Raw genomic sequence first — 19,095 nt, 5'->3', positions numbered from 1 at the left:
ATTATGTTGGTTATCAGGCCTATTACGTCCGCTGATTTTGCAGCACTTAAGCAAATAGCCATTGAGTCCGGCCATGGCTTTACCTCCTTGCCGGTGCATGATGGCCGCTTAACCCAGAAAATTAAGCATGCCGAGCAGAGCTTTAACGTCGACGTAACGGCGCCTGGCGATCAGGGTTATTTGTTTGTGCTGGAGGATACCACTAGCGGCGAAATTGTCGGTACTACCGGTATTGAAGCCGCAGTAGGCCTGCAAACCCCGTTGTATCATTTTCAGCAGAACACCGTTATTCACCACAGTGCTGAGCTGAACGTAATGAACCAGCTGCGTACCCTGACCCTGTGTAATGACTACACCGGTGCTTCAGAGATTTGCACGCTGTTCCTGCGCGAAAGTTACCGCCGTAACCATGCCGGGCGCTTTTTATCCAAGGTGCGGTTTTTATTTATGGCCGAGCACCCACAGCGTTTCGCCAGCAAAGTGATTGCGGAAATGCGCGGTGCTGCCGACAAAGACGGTCAGCCACCGTTCTGGCACTGGCTGCAAAAGCTGTTTTTAACTATCGATTTCCCGACTGCCGATCAGCTGATTGGCGTTGGTAAAAAAGCCTTTATTGCCGAGCTGATGCCACGCCATCCGATTTATGTTGGTTTGCTGCCAGAAAGTGCTCAGGCGGTAATTGGCCAGGTGCATGAAAACACCAAGCCGGCACTGCGGATGCTGGAAAAAGAAGGCTTCAGTCATCGCGGCTACATCGATTTATTCGATGCCGGGCCAACGGTGGAAGCGCCGCTGCACCAGATCAAATCAGTCGCTGCCAGCAGAAAAGTGCCGGTAAAAGTGGCTGCATCAGCAGAAGAAGCGCAGGGCGAATATACCCTGGCCGTCGCCAATACCGAGATTAAAGATTTTCGGGCCAGCTTTGGTAAAACCGCCCGTGTTGATGAGCAAAGCAATACCCTGATTATCAGCCCACAGCTGGCAGAAATTCTGCAGCTCAGCAACGGCGAAATGGCACGATTTATTAATCTGGATCAGGCCTGACGCTCTGGTATTACTGTATACTGCGCGCCATAAATTCAAGCTTATTAAATTAACGTTTTAAACATTGTGATTAGACCTAAACCGGAGTAGATATGCACACTGATGTAAATGCCCTGTTCGCCAACTTATGGCAAGACTATGTAGCGGTAACGCCGTCGGCCAAAAAAGTGCACCAGCTGCTGGGTTCGTCACAACAGGATGATGTGATAAACGATCATATTGCCCTGCGTACCTTTAACCTGGAAAAAGTAAGCCTGGACAAACTGGCCGCGCATTTTCTGGCTTTGGGTTATGAAGAGTGTGGTGAGTATCATTTCGAGGCGAAAAAGCTGTACGCCAAGCATTTCGAGCACCCGGACCGCAACCAGCCTAAAGTGTTTATCTCGGAATTACTGTTAGATAAATGCTCGGCCTTTTTACGTGACACCATTACTGAACTGGTTGCGCAAATACCAGATGAAGCAGTAACGGCTGATAACTTTTTATACAGCGGCACTCACTGGCAGGTAAGCCAGGCTACTTATGAAAAACTGCTGGAAGAAAGTGAATACGCTGCCTGGGTTGCTGCCTGGGGTTACCGTGCCAACCACTTTACTGTTAGCGTCAACGAGTTGGCCAGTTTCGATAGCCTGGAGCAGGTAAACACTGAGCTGAAACACGCCGGCTTTTTACTGAATACCTCTGGTGGCGAAATTAAAGGCACGCCGGACGTGTATCTGGAGCAGTCATCTACCCTGGCTGACTTGCACCCGGTGCAGTTCAGCGACACCGTAGCCACTATCCCCAGCTGCTTTTACGAGTTCGCCCGCCGTTACCCATTAAGCAACGGCATGCTGTACAGTGGTTTTGTTGCCGCATCCGCCGATAAAATCTTTGAAAGTACTAACGCTCGTTAAGATCAGGCCCGTTAAGATCAGGCTTGTTAATTAGCACTAGAATTAACTGCGTTTACAAGGCCAGCACTCAGCTGGCCTTTTTTATGTTTATCATCCCGCATATGTTCTATTCTTAGCTGATATGTTGTTAATCAGGCTTAAGAAAGTCAAATTGCTATGAATCAACCGGAACGATATTTAGTTGAGCAAAACCAACAAACTGTCGGTGGCTGGGGCAGCTTTCTGGCTTATCTATTGTTTATTCTTGCCGCCTGGACACTATTTATTAAGTATCTGTTTCCAATTGGCTATTCGCTGGCCTATGGTGAGCCGCTGACAAAATATATTTACTGGGACTTATGGCCAATAGCCCATGTTTGGCTGGGTTGGGCGCTATTAGCGCGCCCGACATACACCCGTATGCTGGCCATTAGCATGGCGGTGATTGAAATTGCCATTATTTGCACGCTATTCGCCTGGTTTCTGGCCGAACCCGACTGGAGCATCTGGCGCACCAACTGGTTTGTTAATAAAGCCTTTGTGCTGAGCTGTTTTGCGCTGATCCTGGGCACCGCTTTGTATCGTCCCCACAAGCTTTGAGAATGTCTTTGCTGTCCGCCAGATGCTTGTTAATTTTACAAAAGGACTAAAATTCGATGTTTAACTCCAAATTTGTGACTCCTGCCACCTTAGCTATTTTATTGATCGTCAGTAACTTTACATCGGCAGCTGACACCGAGAGTGCAGCGGATACAAAGATCGCTGCTGAACCAACCTACCGCCATGCCAATGAAGCCATCGGTACCGTGCGCCAGGTGTATGATGGCAAGCTGTATCCGGATCTTCAGGTAAACACTTTTCGCAATATTGACCGCTTATTTCCAACCCGCACGGTAGCGCGGGGTGACAGAGTTAGTGAGTTACCAGTTAGTGATAAGCCTCTGCAAGCGTTTAGCTATGCCGTTGATGATCAGACTTACGATTTATACGATGTGTTGGCCATGAACCGGGTCAGCGGTATGCTGATTATTCACAACGGTGAAATTAAGTTTGAGAAATACCTGCTGGGGAATGATGAGCATAGCCGCTGGATGTCGATGTCGGTAGTGAAATCGATGACCGGACTATTAATTGGTGCAGCGATAAAAGACGGCCATATCAACAGCATCGACGATAAAATTGTCGATTACCTGCCACGTTTTAAAGGCACGGCTTATGATGGGGTAACGGTAAAACACCTGCTGCAAATGAGCTCAGGTGTCGCCTGGAATGAAACGTACACCGACCCGGGCTCCGACCGGCGGCGGATGCTGGAGGCGCAAATTAGCGGCAAGCCGGGCGCAGTGCTGGAGCTGATGGCCTCGCTGCCAAGAGCAGCAGAGCCGGGTAGTGTCTGGAATTACAGTACCGGCGAAACCCAGCTGGCCGGGGCGCTGGTGCGCGCGGCGACCGGTAAGCCGGTGGCAGAGTATTTATCGCAGAAAATCTGGGCGCCACTTGGCATGGAAAGCGATGCCAACTGGTGGCTGCAATCGCAGAGTGGCCTGGAAGTCGGGGGTAGTGGCTTATCGGCCACCCTGCGCGACTATGGCCGTTTTGGTTTGTTTATGCTAAATGATGGCGTAATTACTGTTGATGACAAGCCACAGCGGGTATTGCCACAGGGCTGGATGCAAGCGGCCAGTACCCGCCAGCTAATTGGCGGCAAGACCGTTAATTATGGCTATATGCTGTGGCCGATGCACGGCAACAGTTATGCCGCTGAAGGTATTTTTGGCCAGTATGTATTTGTCGACCCGGACATCAATTTAGTAGTGGTGCAGTGGGCCGCACAACCAAAACCGCTGTATCGGGTCGGGTTGGATGAATATAGCTTTTTTAAGGCGCTGTCAGCATATTTCGCGTTATAGTTAACAGCATAGCTGGCATAAATGCCAGAGGGTAACGGGTTAATTGAGGCCAGATCAGATGCCATTTCGGACCTTGCAGGGTTTGTCAGCCTGTTTGTCGGTAAACGTGTTGCTGATAAAAGTATTGCTGATAACAGCGCTGCTGTTATTCAGCGGCGCACTGTTGGCTGAGCCGTTGGCACCTTGTCAGTTCAGCGTCCGGGTAGAGTCAGAGCGCCAGAACGATGCGGCGGGCTCGCACAACGACACCCGGGTATCGCAGCAGTTTTATACCCTGCTTGACAGCCTAGCCGCAAAAGTAAACTGCACGGTTCGGCCGATTGCCTTGCCGGCTGGCCGGGCCATAAAAATGCTGGAGCAAGGCGAACTGGATGTGATGGTGGGCATGTCTGAAACAGCTGAGCGCGCCCGCTTCAGTTTTTTTGTCGGACCGCACCATAGTGAGCGGATGGTGGTTGTTGCTTCGCGTCGTATCGCCGATTCAGTGACTGATCTGAAGCAACTGCTGGCGCTTGACGGCTTTATTTCTATTACCGAGGGAGCTTATTATGGTCCGGAGTGGCAGCAATTACTGCTGGATAACCCGGCGTTACAGGCGCGGTTGTTTGCTGCTTCCGGTAACCAGCAAAAGCTGGCGATGCTGGTATCTGGCCGGGTGATGGCTTCGCTGGAAGACGAAGCCATTGTTGATGAGCTGCTTAAACGGGATGATCTCAGTAGCCAGTATCGTAAGCTTTTTGTCATTCACGATAACCCTGTCTATTTTGCGTTCAGCCGCCAGTCGGTTAATCAGGTACTGTTGTTGCAATTACAACAACAATGGCAGCTAATGCAGGCGTCAGGTGAGGTTGAACGTATCAGACAGCAGCTGCCGACAGCACTGCCGTAACAGATTGATCCGGCCTGTAGTTTACTCAGTACTTCTTACTAAATTATTGTTACTAAGTTATTGTTAGTTAAAGCCAGCTGGTGTTGCTAGCCGATATCGCGCTTATAATTTATTCAGGGATGTTTTTGCCTATGTACTCTTTGTTACCGTTAGCCTTAATCAGTGTAGCGTTAATCAGTGCGCCACTGGCCGCTAAGCAGATGGATAAAGTGACCATTGCCCTCGGCCACCCGGCTAATGGCAATATGGTGCACCTGGATGATGAAAAACTGCTGGCGGTATCTGGGTTCAGTCAGTTTGAACGCTGGTTAAGTCTGGTGAATTTAACGGGCGATTATAAGATGCAGCGGGTGGTGATCCCTGCTAATGCCCAGTACTTTAGCCAGACCACGCTGCTGGCCAATGATATGACACAATCTAACTCAACCCGGCAAGCGCTGGTTTTCTTAACGCTGGACGGGATTAGCGCCTATAACCCTGAAACCGGCCAGACAGAGTCGTTACTCAGCAGTCCGTCTTTATATCGGGTGCTGGATAAAAACCGGCTGCGTAGTAGCGATTTTGTGCTGGAGCTGGACAGTGGCCGCGCTGATTTTCTGCTGCCCGACTTTAACCATAGCCATTTGTTCCGGCAGCAGGCCGATGGCAGTTTTAAGCAATACTCGTTAAATATTGAGGCTATGGTAACCAGTTGGCGCGACAGCCCCAGCTATGAGCCACGGCCTCATTACGTTGTTGATGTCGATTTAGACGGCCGGCTGGATTTAGCTTTTGTTGCCGGTGGTAAATTTCAGGTATTTTATCAGCTGGCCGATGGTGGTTTTAATACCGAACCGGTTGCTCAGAACTGGCCGGTGACATTATCAACTGAACAGGAAGCCGACCAGCGCAATGACGCCGGGCGCAGTTACAGTGGCCAGAATATTGACAGTGTGCGGGATATTACCGACATTGATGGCGATGGTATTGCCGATATTGTGGTTAACCGTGAGCAGCTGGCCGATGCACTGGAACGTAACAACAGCTTCCGGGTGCATTTCGGTAAAAAAACCGCTACCGGCCTAAACTTTAATGCAGCGCCTGATACCCGGATCACCACCGATACCTCACCGATAGCGGTAGTTATTGATGATTTTAATGCCGATGGTCGCAAGGATTTCTATATTCCCAGCACTCACTTTGGCGTTGGAACTATCGTGCGGGTGTTACTACGGGGCAGTGCTAAACTCGATATTGATTTCTATTTGTTAAACGAGCAGCGCCAATACAGCAGCAAGGCTGATTTTAAACAAAGCGCTACTATCGATGTCAGTATCAGTAATCTGCGTTACGATATGCCGTTGTTTGAGCTGGCGAACCTGGATGGCAGTGGCCAGAAAAGCCTGATAGTGGGCGAAGGTGGTGACGAGCTGCGGTTTTACAGTCCGGAACCCGGCCGCTTATTTAGCCGTCGCTCTGAACGGGTAGACCTGACCCTGCCACGCGATGCCCGCAAGGTACTGGTAGCCGATTTAACCGGCAATGGTAAAGACGATATCGTGTTGCCGTTTGACGCTCAGGATGCAGAGCCACAACGTAATCAGCTGCTGTTGTTATTAAACAGTTCACAGTAATAATAAAAATAGGATATTTGTTAATTTCAAATTTACACGGTGTTTTCTAGCTGATATTGTCAGGACAATATTTTTGTTAGAGAACATTTTATGAAGCTGTTCAGTACCTTATCCGTATCGCTGGCACTCGCCGTTTGCATGGCTCCGCTACAACCCTCGTTAGCCGCAGAGGGTGCATTGCACGCTGAGAAGTTACCGGGCGCAATTCGCAATATTCCGTTTTCAGCTATCAGTCAGTTTCAATTGCATAATTTACAGCACGGACCGGCCCTGACAGCAGAAAATAGCGGCCTGTTGATTACTACCAGCGATAAAAATTCCTTTAGCCTGACGTTACCGCATGCTGACAGAGGCGTAAACGTCCGGATCACTCAAAGTATCAGTCATGATAATGGTGATATTACTGTTACGGGCACAGTTTCATTAAATGGCAAACCGCATCAGGTGATATTAACTCAGGGTAAAGCTGGTGCTATTGGCGAAATAGTCGGTGCATCAGGCCATAGTCTTATTCTGCAACAACATGGCCAGGTCTATCTGGTTAATTTAAGCCAGGCCGGTCTGCTGGAGCCGTCATATGAAAATGATGTGGTGATGCCAGCAGCATCTTCCGTACCTTTAACCAGGCCAGATAACCGGACAACAACTCTGCAGGCAGATGACGGCAGCGTTATCATCGTCGACATTATGATGCTGTATGCCAGGGATGTCGCCGAGCAGTACCCTGATGGCTTAGCCGATACCCTGATGAATCAGCTTGTTGCCAAGGCAAATCAGTCTTTTGCAGACAGCGACATCAATATGCAGCTAAGACTGGTCCATCGTCAGTTTGTAGATTATAGCCAGCCCTCTAATTTTACTGCGCTGGACGATTTGCGCACTGCTCTGAACGCTAACAGCACATTACCCGGCAATAACAGCCTGAGCAATGTGGCAGCACTCAGAGAGCAATATGGTGCTGACATTGTATCAATGATCAGAGTACATGATATTAATGAGCGCAGGGTTTGTGGCGTGGCTCTATTTCCGCAATCTGACTCAGATATTGTTATTAATATAAGTAATGTCGGTATTAGCGGTGGCTCCAATTGTATTAACACCTTTACCCACGAAATAGGCCATAACTTTGGTGCAGGCCACCAGTTTCGTGATGGTGTAAGTGTCGGTAGTCTGCCATTTTCTGGTGCACTGCTGGTCGACGGTAAATTTAATACCGTGATGAGTTCAATTGGTACCGGAGATATAAACCGCAACTATAAACTTAACCGCTTTTCTAATCCGCACCTAAATTGCGCCGGCGTTGCCTGTGGCGATACCGAACAGGCTGACAATGCGTCAACAATCAACTTTTACGCAACGATTAATGCCGGTTTACGTGCTGCAGTTTCTGACATCAATGTCACATTGCCAATCCCCAGCAACCCTGATTCTGATGGTGATGGTATTACCGATCTGGATGATGCTTTCCCGTTTGATGCTACTGAACAAAGCGATACCGACAACGATGGTATTGGTGACAATGCCGATGTGTTTCCCAATGATCCACAGGAAACTGCAGATTTTGATCTTGATGGTATTGGCAATAACGCCGACCCTGATGATGATAATGATGGTGTGCCGGATACGCTGGATGCATTACCTTTTGATCCTACTGAATCAGTTGATTCTGATGGAGATGGTGTTGGCAACAATCAGGATCAGTTAGCCTTTAATTTTCAGGATTTTAATGATGCCGACAACGATGGTACAGGCAATCGTTTTGACTATGATAACGATAATGACGGTGTAGAGGACTTTGATCGGCGAGCAAATGGCAGGCAGCAACTTATTATAGTGAGTGCCGGCAATGACACGATAAAGGCCGTTAATTTGCCAGAAGGCGACTTTGCCGACACGCTGTATCAGGCACCTGCCGGAAGCTTTAATTTTCGTTCAGATATTATTGATTTAGGGGCAGGGCAGTTGGGCTTTATTCAGTTCAGTGATGTGTTAAGACACAACCGGCATAACAATGTTGTTGATGTTCTGCTATCGCGTTCGCAACTTAGCAGCAGTTTCGCCGCTCATTTGCTTAAAACCGGCGAAACCCAGGCTGATAGCAGATTATATGTATCTAATGGTCTGGCCCCGTCGCATCTGGAGGTATTTCAATTTACCAATAGTGCAACGTTGTCTGTTACAAAGCTGTCTGCGGCTGATGATATTTACCGTGATACCGTTGCCATAAGTGACAGTCAGAATTTATTGGTGCGGCGCGACAGCAATCAGTTGCTCCGTTATCCGGTTGGCGTTGCTTCACCGCAGCTGACAGTCTGGGCGCAGGGTTCAGGGCTGGATAAGCCTGAACATCTGGCGCGGCTGGCAGATGGCAGTGTTTTGGTAACTAACGCCGGCAGCCGCAATGTAACCCGTTTCAGCGGCTCTGGTCAGTACAGCGGTGAATTTATCAGTGCGGGTAGTGGCGGGCTTGGCGTGCCGGGCTGTATAGCTGTCGATAATAGCGGCGATGTATATCTATGTAGTTCTGATACTAATCAGATTATCAAGTACAGTGGTAATAATGGTGCGCCTATTGGGGTGGTCGCGTCTGCTGAAAGTGCCGGAATAAATAATCCGGTTTCTATAGCGATAGTAGGTGCAGCATTAGACCTGGCGCCATTTGATCCAACAAATGACACGGATGGCGATGGTGTTGCCAATAATACCGATGCATTTCCACTGGATGCGTCGCGTTCAGCACCTGTAATGCTGCCAACACCGCCACCTGTTCAGGCTGAAGGTAGTGGCGGTAGTCTGTTTTTCCTGCTGCCGCTTTTACTGATACTATATTGGCAACGACGTTTTCCGGGTCAAACAAGAACAGGCTCAATACAAACGTCAAAAAAGTTTGAGCTGCGATTCAATGAATAGGATGTAACAAGTCTGAGCAACATTTTTCAATTGTCGCCATTAGTGTTATTTATATTAATCGTAGCAGCCGCCGCTGGTGGCATGCTGCGTTTTGCTGTTTCTAATAGCCTTGCCAGATTTTGGGGCGTGCAGTTTCCGCTGGGTACCTTACTGGTAAACAGCAGCGGGGCGCTGATGATGGGGATGCTGGCAGCCTGGCTGGCTGCATTTCCGGATCGCGCCGCCTGGGCGCAGCTTATAGCTGTGGGTTTTCTGGGAAGTTATAGCACGGTATCGTCATTCAGCCTGCAAACCCTTATTTTGTGGCAAAGCCACCATTACCGCCAGGCAGTACTGAATATTGGCTTATCATTGGGCTTGTGTTTAAGTCTGGTATTCGCCGGTTTTAGCCTGGGTAAGCTGATATGGTAAGGCCCGGATTATATGTGGCAGTAGGAGTTGGCAGTGCAATAGGGGCCTTATTGAGGTTTGCTTGTTCGTTGTGGCTGGCCACGCCTGACGGCAGCTTACCGCTAGCTACTTTGCTGGTGAATGTGCTCGGTTCATTCTGGATTGGCTGCTATGTCAGCCTGACCGGGCCGGATGGCCGCTGGCAGGTATCAGCCTGGCAAAAACAGTTTATGTTAAGCGGGGTCTGTGCCGGCTTTACGACCTTCTCGCTATTCAGCCTGGAGTTTATGCAATTGTTGCAGGCCGGGCAGGTATTGCTGGCATGGAGTTATGTTGTGTTGTCATTAATACTCTGGCTGCTGGCCTGCCTGGCAGGTTTAACGCTTGGCGCCAGAGCCAACCGGCTAAGGTCGCTCAATTAAGGTGAAAATGGTGTTGAAATTTTTAGTTGCTGCTGCAGCTTTACTGCTGTTAAGCGCTTGCGACAAGATGCAAACCTTGTCTGAAGCAGAGCAAATTGAGCGGACTATCCGCCAGGAAGTCAACCGCGATGTTAAAGGTTTAAATGCCTTAACAGAAGTTGCTGCGGCCACTGACTATGATGGCTTTGCCTGGCGCCGCGGCGAGAAAATTCAGATAAGGCAGCGTCTGGCCGGCGAGCTGGCTTTACTGGAGCAGGCCGAGGCGCCCGATGTTATCGCGACAGCGGTAAAACACCGCATTCCCAGTTTTAGCCTGGTACGCTATCAGCAAGGCTGGCTGGTGGTGTTTCGTACCTATGTCAGCAGCCATTGCCAGGTGGTATATGCCTACGCTTACCGTGGCACCTTACCCGATACGCTACAATGTGCAGAAGACTTATTTGCCAGCCAGGCCAACGGCAAGTGCCAAAGCCCGATTAATGACGAGTGGCAGGTATTTAAAGAATGGTTTTTTGCCGAGTCACTGGTGGCAGAGGGCAGCCCGGTGTGTGCTGCCAAGGCAGAACAGGGCTGGCAGGTGCCGCAATGAAATGTCATTCAATTGCGGCGCGCTGAGCTTGTAATATCGACTACAGATACTTGTCGATACTGATCTTCCTACTATTCGCGTTGGCGTCCTTAACGGCTTCCAGCATAGCATCAAGCTGCTTGCGCCCAAATACCCGGCCATTAACGATCACGGTGTCGATTGTCCGGGTGTTGTTGATATCGCTCAGTGGGTTCTTGCTGAGCAGAACCAGATCGGCACGTCGACCCACTGCAATAATACCGGCATTGCTCTTCATCAACTCAGCAGGGTTCTTAGTGGCAGTAGCGAGTGTTTGGGCTGGGCTCATACCAGCCAAATTAAGGGATGTTAGTTCATCATGTATTGAAAAGCCTGGCACAACTAAGTTCGCGCCAGCATCTGTACCGGCGACTATGTTAACGCCACGCCTGACCATTGCTTTTAACAGAATATGATGTGCTTTCTCGCGGGCTTGCCAGAAAATATCATTCTTGTTATATATTTCTTCTGAGGGAGCACTGGTAGCCTCGAATTGGTTGTAACCGGGTAACCAGCCGACTTTAAATTCTTCAGAGTCTTTGGTACCTTCAACAATACCAGGGTTGGCGTATTCAATAGCGACTTCAGTTAACGCCTGCTCAAGATTGCTGAATTGATCATGGATACTTTCCATAAACCACAGTACAGAGTTGACGGTAATGTCATTCGCCAACAGATCGTCAATAATGTCATCGCTGCGCAATGCTACATGGGCATAGAAGGCATCGCTGCTTTTGTCATTGATAGAGCCAAACTCCCGGATCAGCACCCGGACAATTTCCTCAAGATGGCCAATTTCTGATTGCTGCGTTACGGCAAGTTCCGACAACTCAAATGTCAACGGAAAATGGCCTGTCGTTGGCATATCCAGTTCGACAGCCAGTTCGTTAACAGCGCGGTAGCTTGGCATATCAAGGTGATAGATTTTAATGGCATCGTAACCTTGCTTTGCAAACTTTTTAACCATCCTTTTGGCATGTTCTACATCGTGGGTGTTTTTATGGAAGGTAATAAATTCCCAGAAAGCGCCCTCTAACAGGCCCATTGAATCAATTGCCGGTGATGAAACAAATAGCCGGGGGCCTGTGCGACCTTGCTCAATCTCCTCGCGCAATTGCAAACGATCAGCCGGGCCACCCAAGTCACGAATATGGGTGACGCCGTTGGCGACGTAAAGCAACAGATCATTAGGGCTCTGCAGAAGATGGGCGTGTGAATCTACCAGGCCTGGAATAAGGTATTTGCCATGGCCATTAATAACCGTGGCATTGGCAGGTGTAGTGCCGCCGACAGTAATTGAAATAATCTTACCGTCATTGATGACTATTGTCCGGCCAGTAAGCATTGTTTGCCCGTCTGGCGACAGGACGTTGACATCGGTAATTGTTGTCAGCTCAACCGGTGCAGCAAAAACGGTATGATCGACCACTTCGGTGTGAGCGCCATAAATAAAATTGACGCCGTGTTTAAACCACAGCAGATAGGCGGTGATAAGAATTGCTGCACAAGCTAACAGGCCAATAAGCCATTTCGAAAGTGTTTTTAACATAGTTAGGTTCCATCTGTTATCGATGGCCTAATTTAAACAGGTAAGCGGGGCGGGGCGTCCGGATTTATAAGATTAGACGTCCAGTTTGGTATTTTTAAAGCTGGACGCATTTATAACTGACTCAAAACTTAGCTGAATCAGCAGTGTCAGGTGATTGGCTTCGATACTGGCTTGGGCTTTGCCCGGTGTGCCTTTTAAAGATAGCATTGAAACTGCTTTTTGACGCAAAACCCGCATCCAGCGCCAGATCAAGCAATTTGCGGTCGCTGTTGTGGTCGAGTTGCGCACACACCTCTGCCACCCGATATTCGTTAATAAATTGATTAAAATTCTGGCCACCGAATTGATTTAATGTCTCTGACAAATGATGGACACTGACCCCAACTTGCTGTGCAAGGGCGACCAGAGTAAGTTGACTATCCCGATACAAAGCCTGTTGCCTGACCTGGTTTTGTACCATTCGAAAAATGTCTGAGCGTGTATCGTGGTCTAATAAGCCATCGGCTGATGGTTTGTGTTTTGTTGTGTCTGGTTGCGCTTTTTGCGTTGTATGTGAGGTCGTAAGTTGTGTTGCAAGTTGCTGAATATGAAACAGGCCAGGGTTGCGCCATTGCATAATGGCAATAGCATAAATCATGATCACCAGCAGGCAATCGGCCATAATATTTAACATTGGAGCCGGGCTAATAAAGTAAAACAGCACCTTTAAACCCCATATCGTCACCATGAAAGTAGTCAGGCTCCATAGCCACCTGAAAATATCGGGGTTATAAGACGCTAATGTTTGTTTAGCTTTAGCCTGGTACCGACTGACCATGCTAATTAATAACGTCGCATAAACTAAGGCCTGACCGTAAAAAACAGCTTTTGTCAGGTTATGTTTTAACAGGGTGGTTTCAGCCATTGTGACAAAGTTTAGCGCTTTTTCGGCAGAGAATAGCAGGTCATAATTAAGCAGATAGCATAGTGCCAGTGGCAACAGGTGCAGCATATCGCTGGGTTTAAGTGCCGAGCCGGTGATTGCGGTTCGACAATACAAGTAAGTAAGTGCGCCATAACAGGCGGGTAAAAATACCAGCAAACCAATCAGCCAGGCAAATTGGCTTTCTCCGGCGGCAACAATGAGCGGCAGTACAAAGCTGGTCGCTATCAACAGGCATTGTAAACCCAGTAATTTACTGGCGTAGTTAACCCGCTTATCACTCACTAAAAGTGTGAATAGCAGCAAGCCCTGAAATGCGCCAATGGCCAATATTAAAGTCTGAGTTTGCGACATGCTTATTTGTATTACGTCAGAAATATAACAGGGCGAAAGTCTATCTTTTCAGCGTGCTAATGTCGAACTATCGGTTGCCAGCAGCAATAAGTGAGCCCTCCCAGCCAGGTTTCGCGTTGTGCTGCCAAGGTAGAGCAGGGCTGGCAGGCGCCGCAATGAAAAGTGACGGAGAAATGCTACTTTTTGCCCGGTTCTTCGTATATGCCGTATCATCGATCAAGTTAAGGATATACCGTGAAATTTTTACTCTCTGTTATTGCGTCAGTATTGTTAGCCGGTTGCTCGGTATTTGGCCAAAGTAACGTGGAAACTGCTCCCTACACCTTGCTAAAAACAGATGCTGAAAAAAATATTGAAGTGCGCAATTATGACGCCATGGTGCTGGTATCCACCAGTATGGCGGGCGAGGGCCGCAATAGCGCTTTTCGCAAACTGTTTCGCTATATCGGTGGTGAGAACGAAGGCGCCACTGAAATATCGATGACAGCACCGGTGTTTATGGATAACGCTAAAACGACGGACAATAACAAGGGTACTGAAATTGCCATGACAGCACCGGTATTTATGGATAACAGGGCTGGCGAAGCGATGATGTCATTTGTGATGCCAAAAGACTTTACCCTGCAAACCACACCTAAACCGACTAACCCTGAGGTGAAGGTCACTGAGCTTAACAATTATAAAGTTGCCGCTATTAAATTCAGCGGTACCCTGAGCAAGCGGAATGTTGCTAAACACACTAAAACCTTAACGGACTGGATTAACGAAAACGACTACACCGCAATTAGTGAGCCGGTAGAAGCAGGCTACAACGGCCCGCTAACCTTACCGATGCTGCGCCGTAACGAAGTGCTTATTGAAATAAAGTAATAACCTGAGAGGCGGCTATTGCGCTTTGGGTAATAAGGGCCATACTGCTAAACGTAAGGCGCCGCGGGCCCATACGTAAAACACAGGTGATTAAAATGAGCAAAGGCCAGGACAGTAAAAAAGACGTGAAGAAGAAACCACTATTAACCGCTAAAGAAAAGAAAGCGGCCAAAACGTCCAAGAAAAGCGAGAAAAATATACTAGGTCATCAGAACTAGCAAAACCACTTTACAGTACTTCGCCGACAAAGCTGAATTTTGCCGGCGAAATTGCCCTTTTTTCCCGAAATTAACTACTTTTTATTGCTATTGTTTTTGTGCATGATTACGGCAGCAACAAACACAACAAAAATAATTAAACCAACCTTTAGCGCTATATCAATTAACGTTTCCATGTTTGTTCCTTATTTGTCCTGCCAATACCATCAACAGCTAGCGCAAGGCTTGGGGGCGACTGAAGCGCAGCGCAAACCGTTCCAGCCGCGCTAACGGCGACAATAGCGCCCCGTTATACATTTGATAAAGCATTGAATTTTTTAATTATATAGAAAACCATAGCAATATTTACAGTACCCATGGTTGCCAGAAGCTTGATCAAAATGGTGATTTCTGGCGCGTGAGCATAGACAAAGCCGATTGCAAAAAATGACAAAGCAATTAAACAAAATGCCAAAACAATCAACATTGTAAATTCCGACATAGCATTGCGAGACTTAACTACATTTAATACGTTGGACATTAAACTGACACCTCCAGAAAACACATAACAACTTATTCAAAAGATCTGCACCCGCAAGTTGCAGCCAGAACAGCTTCTAATTTTCTTAAAGCTACCCGAGTCTATTCTTGTACCCGAATGTAAATCAAGCATTTTATTGTTGTGATAATTTTTGTCGCCGAACAGCGTTTATCGCGTTAACATCGTCAAACCACAGATAAAGCGTTATATTGGCGGGCGAAAAATATAATTTCAGGGAAATCCGCTATGTACATGATAATAAAACATACCCATCTGACCATAATTGCGCTGACGTTGGTGTTTTTTCTAATCAACTTTGCCTTAACGCTGAAGGGCTCTGATAAGGTAAACAACAAACTGCTGAAAATTGGCCCGCATATTTTATATACCTTGTTTATTGTTACCGCTATTTATTTAGTGATGGTGAATCCGCTGCAGTTGTATCCGTTCGTTAATGGCTGGGCCTCGTCAAAACTGGCTGGTTTTGTGCTTTATGTGCTGTCTATTACCCTGGCACTGAAGTGGGCAAAAACAACCGTTTGGCGCTTTGTCGGTTTTATCAGCGCGCTGTTCTGGTTTGTCATGAGTGCCCGGCTGGCGTATGCCCACCGTCTTAAAGTAAAAGGCGCTGCCGAGGATGTTAATGCTTACATTGATACTTTTCAGTCAATGAGTCAGTCAATGTTAGTGGTAGTAAGTTAAATTAAAAAAAAGCCCCGGCAGAGCCGGGGCTAATTATTGAATTAAGCCAGTTGTTACTTTGGCTCAAACTCAAATGGCTTACGTTGTCTTTCGCGGGTGCCAATTTCGTTCATGCTCTCAGCATCAAACAGCCTGCCGTTGACCATAGTGTAAATTACCTTATCGCTAACCCGGATGTCTTGTAACGGGTTACCGTCGATAACGATTAAATCAGCCAGTTTACCGGGTTCGATGCTACCTAACTGATGGTCCATACCAAAGGTTTTAGCCGGGTTGATGGTCGCGGTTTTTAACGCTTCCAGCGGGCTCATGCCGCCCTGGGCGAACATCCAGATCTCCCAGTGGGCACCTAGGCCTTCGCGCTGGCCGTGCGGGCCAATATTCGCAACCACCCCGACATCCTGTAACTCTTTGGCCGTTTTAACCACGGCAAAGTGATTGTAATGATGATCCGGTGCGGTAGGCCGGCGCATACTGCGTGGTGCTAATACGTCCATAGGCACATACTTGCTTAAGCGTGGGTGTTTCCACACTTCGGTTTTATCGTACCAGTAGTTTTCGCCCCAGATGCCGCCATAGGCGACGTTCAGGGTAGGGGTGTAGGCGGTGCCGCTGGCCTGCCATAACTGTTTAATGTCGTCATACACTTTTGCTGCAGGCAGGGCATGTTCTATGGTGGTATGGCCGTCGACGATCATGGTCAGGTTATGCTGCATTAACGAGCCACCTTCCGGTACTACCATCATGTCCAGCTCACGTGCTGCCTGAATTACCTGCTGGCGCTGATTACGCCGCGGCTGGTTATAGCTTTTCACACTGAAAGCGCCCACTTTCTGTAAGCGTTCCAGGTGGAATTTAGCGTCGTCCAGGCTGTCGATATGCGAGGTATAACCTGCGCCCTCAGCCCCGTATAAAATGGTTCCGGTAGAGAAAATCCGCGGCCCGACAATTTGGCCGGACTGCTGCATTTCACTGGCCGAAAATATTTCACGGGTATCGTTTGACGGGTCGTGAATACTGGTTACGCCAAAGGTTAAACCGGCATAATTCAGCCAGTTTTGTTGCGGGGTAATTTGCTGGTTGCCCTGGCTGCCATGGGAGTGAGCATCGAATATGCCGGGCATAATGGTTTTCCCGGTAATATCATACACCTTGGCGTTACTGGGCACGGCCACATCAGCGCGGTTGCCAACGGCAACAATTTTATTGTTCTCAACCACTACCACGCCATTTGCAATGACTTCATCGCCCTTCATACTCAGCACCTGGCCACCGACAAAGGCAACCACACCGCGTGGAATGTCCGCCGGGAATTTAAAGCCGAGGTTAATACCATTTTCTACTTTAAAGTCATCACTTTCAGCGCCGTGCTCGAACAAACCATTAATGCTGGCATGATACAGCTCGGGGCCTAAGCTCCAGTAAAGGTTGCGGCTGTCACCACTCCAGCTGATATATTCGCCGGCGCGCACAGATAACTGTTTTACCGGTAACTGTTTGTCGTTGCCACTGATATCAATAGCCCGGCCCCGTTCAATAAAGGGCGTAACAAAGACTTTAAAGCGATCAGCAAACGCCAGGTATTTACCATCAGGCGACAGTTTAAATTCGGTCCCGAACTTGGCGGTATATAAGGTTTGCTGGGTTTGTTTGTTTAAATCGATGCTGATAAAACTTGGCGAACTGCCATAATCCATAGCGTACACTTTATCATTGCTGGCGCCGAACATCGGCGCCCGGCCATTGCGGGCCAGTAGCTCGCTGTCGCCACCGCGGCTGCTGATTTTATACAGGCCGGTATTCAGTGACCATTGCCGTGGCAGAATGCTGCCAGCGCCGATTTTCCGGTACACCACCGTTTTACCATCGGGGCTTAAGGTTGGCTCAATATACTTACCCGGTTCGCTGGTCAGTTTGGTTACCCGGCCGTTTCGCAGGTTTAACAGGTTTACTGCGCCCTGAGTTTGGTCATTCCAGCTGACAAAAACTAACTCTTTACCGTCGCGGGAAAACTCGGGGTAAAACTCAAAATCGGTAGTTTGCTTGGTTAGCCTGCGCGGTTTCGGGTCATCTAAATCGGTAATGTACAAATGGCCCAGTGCGGTAAATACCGCTTGTTTGCCATTGGGTGAAACCTTAACGAAGCGCAGCATTTTCACATCAACGTCGGTTTTATCCAGATCTTGAGTAACCCGCAGCGCGGTTTGAATTTGTTTACTGGTATTAACTTCAAATGGCACCGTTGCCACTTGCTTGCTGGCAATATTTAGCCGTTTAATTCCACCACCGGCCCAGAATAACAGCGCTTTATTATCCGGGGTCCAGCTTAAGGTGGGGTATACGCCATGAATAGCCCAGGTTTCCTGCATGTCACGGTCCAGGCCGTCGTACAGTTTAATATGTTCGCCACTGCTTAAATCATATAAAAACAAGGTGCTTTGAAAATCGACCCGGCGGATATAGGCCAGGTATTTGCCGTCAGGTGAGGGCGTAGGGCGGATGGCACCGCCGGCACCGCCAAGCAGCTCTTCAATTTTACCGGTTTCACGCTCAAAGCGCTTAATAACGTAAATGCCTGATTCGGAATCTTTGCTGTAGTGAAAGGTTTTACCCGGGGTATCGTCCTGCGAGAAATAAATGTACTTACCATCATTGGAGAATGCCGGCTCGCCTAAGTCTTTCTGGTCATTTGGCCGCTCAGTTAGCATTACGCCATTACCGCCACTAACGTGATATTGCCAAACTTCACCGGCGCCTAACGATCGGCTGGCGGTAAAGTGCTTGCGGGCAACAATAAACTGGCCATCCGGGCTCCAGGCCGGGCTGTTCAGTAAGCGGAAGGTTTCGTTGGTTACCGCGCGGGGCTCGCTGCCATCGGCATTCATCAGCCAGATATTGTCGCCGCCATCGCGGTCACTGGTAAAGGCAATGGTTTTACCATCGGGGCTGAACACCGGTTGCATATTCCAGGCAATGTCATTGGTCAGGGCAGTGGCTTTACCGCCGCTAATTGGCATGGTGTAAATATCACCCAGTAAATCAAAGGCCAGGGTTTTACCATCCGGGCTAACGGTGATGTTCATCCAGCTGCCTTGCTGCACATTAATATCTACAGTTTCAAACTGGCCTTGCGGCGCATTAACATCCCAGTCTGGCTTTTTATCTTCTGCCTGCAAGGTAAGGCTGGCGATGGCCAGTGCCAGCAAACATGGTTTAAATGTGGTCATTAGTAGGTTCCCGTGGCGGTTTTCGTTATAGTTAGCATTTTAAACGCTGTTAAAAGTAAGCCAGATTGGCACA

General features: G+C 48.4%; 17 protein-coding genes. 13 read left to right on the top strand and 4 right to left on the bottom strand.

Going from position 1 to position 19,095, the window contains the following annotated elements:
• Positions 1-3 precede the first annotated feature (3 nt).
• The 10 genes from astA (at position 4) to CRO03_RS07325 (ending at position 10,642) form a co-directional block, all read left to right on the top strand.
• The gene (astA, locus tag CRO03_RS07370; RefSeq protein ID WP_097110995.1) at positions 4-1,044 is read left to right on the top strand and encodes an arginine N-succinyltransferase; all 1,041 of its coding nucleotides are present in this window, start codon (positions 4-6) and stop codon (positions 1,042-1,044) included.
• A 92-nt stretch (positions 1,045-1,136) separates the two neighbouring features.
• Positions 1,137-1,940 (top strand): DUF1338 domain-containing protein, encoded by an 804-nt coding sequence (locus tag CRO03_RS07365; protein WP_097110994.1) that lies wholly within the window; start codon positions 1,137-1,139, stop codon positions 1,938-1,940.
• 156 nt (positions 1,941-2,096) lie between these two features.
• Positions 2,097-2,519, top strand: a complete 423-nt coding sequence (locus tag CRO03_RS07360) for a hypothetical protein (RefSeq protein ID WP_097110993.1) — start codon at positions 2,097-2,099, stop codon at positions 2,517-2,519.
• A 56-nt stretch (positions 2,520-2,575) separates the two neighbouring features.
• Positions 2,576-3,829, top strand: a complete 1,254-nt coding sequence (locus CRO03_RS07355; RefSeq protein WP_097110992.1) for a serine hydrolase domain-containing protein — start codon at positions 2,576-2,578, stop codon at positions 3,827-3,829.
• Between the two features lie 58 nt (positions 3,830-3,887).
• Positions 3,888-4,718 carry a substrate-binding periplasmic protein gene (locus CRO03_RS07350; RefSeq protein WP_097110991.1) on the top strand — a complete coding sequence of 277 codons (831 nt, stop codon included), beginning with the start codon at positions 3,888-3,890 and terminating at the stop codon, positions 4,716-4,718.
• Between the two features lie 131 nt (positions 4,719-4,849).
• Positions 4,850-6,331 (top strand): FG-GAP repeat domain-containing protein, encoded by a 1,482-nt coding sequence (locus CRO03_RS07345; protein WP_097110990.1) that lies wholly within the window; start codon positions 4,850-4,852, stop codon positions 6,329-6,331.
• 90 nt (positions 6,332-6,421) lie between these two features.
• Positions 6,422-9,241: a reprolysin-like metallopeptidase gene (locus tag CRO03_RS07340; protein WP_097110989.1), complete on the top strand. Its 2,820-nt coding sequence runs from the start codon at positions 6,422-6,424 to the stop codon at positions 9,239-9,241.
• A 42-nt stretch (positions 9,242-9,283) separates the two neighbouring features.
• A complete protein-coding gene (gene crcB, locus CRO03_RS07335) occupies positions 9,284-9,652 on the top strand; it encodes a fluoride efflux transporter CrcB (protein WP_281256379.1) in 369 nt (122 codons plus the stop codon).
• A gap of 14 nt (positions 9,653-9,666) precedes the next feature.
• A complete protein-coding gene (locus CRO03_RS07330; protein ID WP_245861520.1) occupies positions 9,667-10,053 on the top strand; it encodes a fluoride efflux transporter FluC in 387 nt (128 codons plus the stop codon).
• Between the two features lie 7 nt (positions 10,054-10,060).
• Positions 10,061-10,642: a hypothetical protein gene (locus tag CRO03_RS07325; protein ID WP_097110987.1), complete on the top strand. Its 582-nt coding sequence runs from the start codon at positions 10,061-10,063 to the stop codon at positions 10,640-10,642.
• Positions 10,643-10,682: 40 nt separating this feature from the next.
• On the opposite strand, the gene CRO03_RS07320 is transcribed toward CRO03_RS07325, so the two are convergent.
• Positions 10,683-12,209, bottom strand: a complete 1,527-nt coding sequence (locus CRO03_RS07320) for an amidohydrolase family protein (RefSeq protein ID WP_097110986.1) — start codon at positions 12,207-12,209, stop codon at positions 10,683-10,685.
• A 121-nt stretch (positions 12,210-12,330) separates the two neighbouring features.
• Positions 12,331-13,485: a helix-turn-helix domain-containing protein gene (locus CRO03_RS07315; RefSeq protein ID WP_097110985.1), complete on the bottom strand. Its 1,155-nt coding sequence runs from the start codon at positions 13,483-13,485 to the stop codon at positions 12,331-12,333.
• 234 nt (positions 13,486-13,719) lie between these two features.
• Here CRO03_RS07315 and CRO03_RS07310 point away from each other — a divergent pair, with 234 nt between their 5' ends.
• Together CRO03_RS07310 and CRO03_RS18610 are read left to right on the top strand one after the other, a co-directional pair.
• The gene (locus CRO03_RS07310; protein ID WP_097110984.1) at positions 13,720-14,355 is read left to right on the top strand and encodes an SOUL family heme-binding protein; all 636 of its coding nucleotides are present in this window, start codon (positions 13,720-13,722) and stop codon (positions 14,353-14,355) included.
• A 95-nt stretch (positions 14,356-14,450) separates the two neighbouring features.
• Positions 14,451-14,573 carry a hypothetical protein gene (locus CRO03_RS18610; RefSeq protein ID WP_281256378.1) on the top strand — a complete coding sequence of 41 codons (123 nt, stop codon included), beginning with the start codon at positions 14,451-14,453 and terminating at the stop codon, positions 14,571-14,573.
• A gap of 289 nt (positions 14,574-14,862) precedes the next feature.
• Here CRO03_RS18610 and CRO03_RS18385 read toward each other — a convergent pair whose 3' ends face one another.
• Entirely contained in the window at positions 14,863-15,093 is a 231-nt protein-coding gene (locus CRO03_RS18385; protein WP_141397735.1) for a hypothetical protein, read from the bottom strand.
• A 246-nt stretch (positions 15,094-15,339) separates the two neighbouring features.
• Between CRO03_RS18385 and CRO03_RS07305 the strand changes: the two genes are divergently transcribed.
• Complete coding sequence (locus CRO03_RS07305) at positions 15,340-15,795, top strand: SirB2 family protein (protein ID WP_097110983.1); 456 nt, start codon at positions 15,340-15,342, stop codon at positions 15,793-15,795.
• Between the two features lie 53 nt (positions 15,796-15,848).
• Here CRO03_RS07305 and CRO03_RS07300 read toward each other — a convergent pair whose 3' ends face one another.
• Positions 15,849-19,022, bottom strand: a complete 3,174-nt coding sequence (locus CRO03_RS07300) for an amidohydrolase family protein (RefSeq protein WP_097110982.1) — start codon at positions 19,020-19,022, stop codon at positions 15,849-15,851.
• Positions 19,023-19,095 lie beyond the last annotated feature (73 nt).

It is taken from the genome of Arsukibacterium tuosuense, assembly GCF_900215315.1.
In the GTDB taxonomy this organism is placed as follows: Bacteria; Pseudomonadota; Gammaproteobacteria; order Enterobacterales; family Alteromonadaceae; genus Alishewanella; species Alishewanella tuosuense.
The sequence above is the reverse complement of the archived record's forward strand: the minus strand, read 5'-3'. Positions and strand labels throughout refer to the sequence as shown.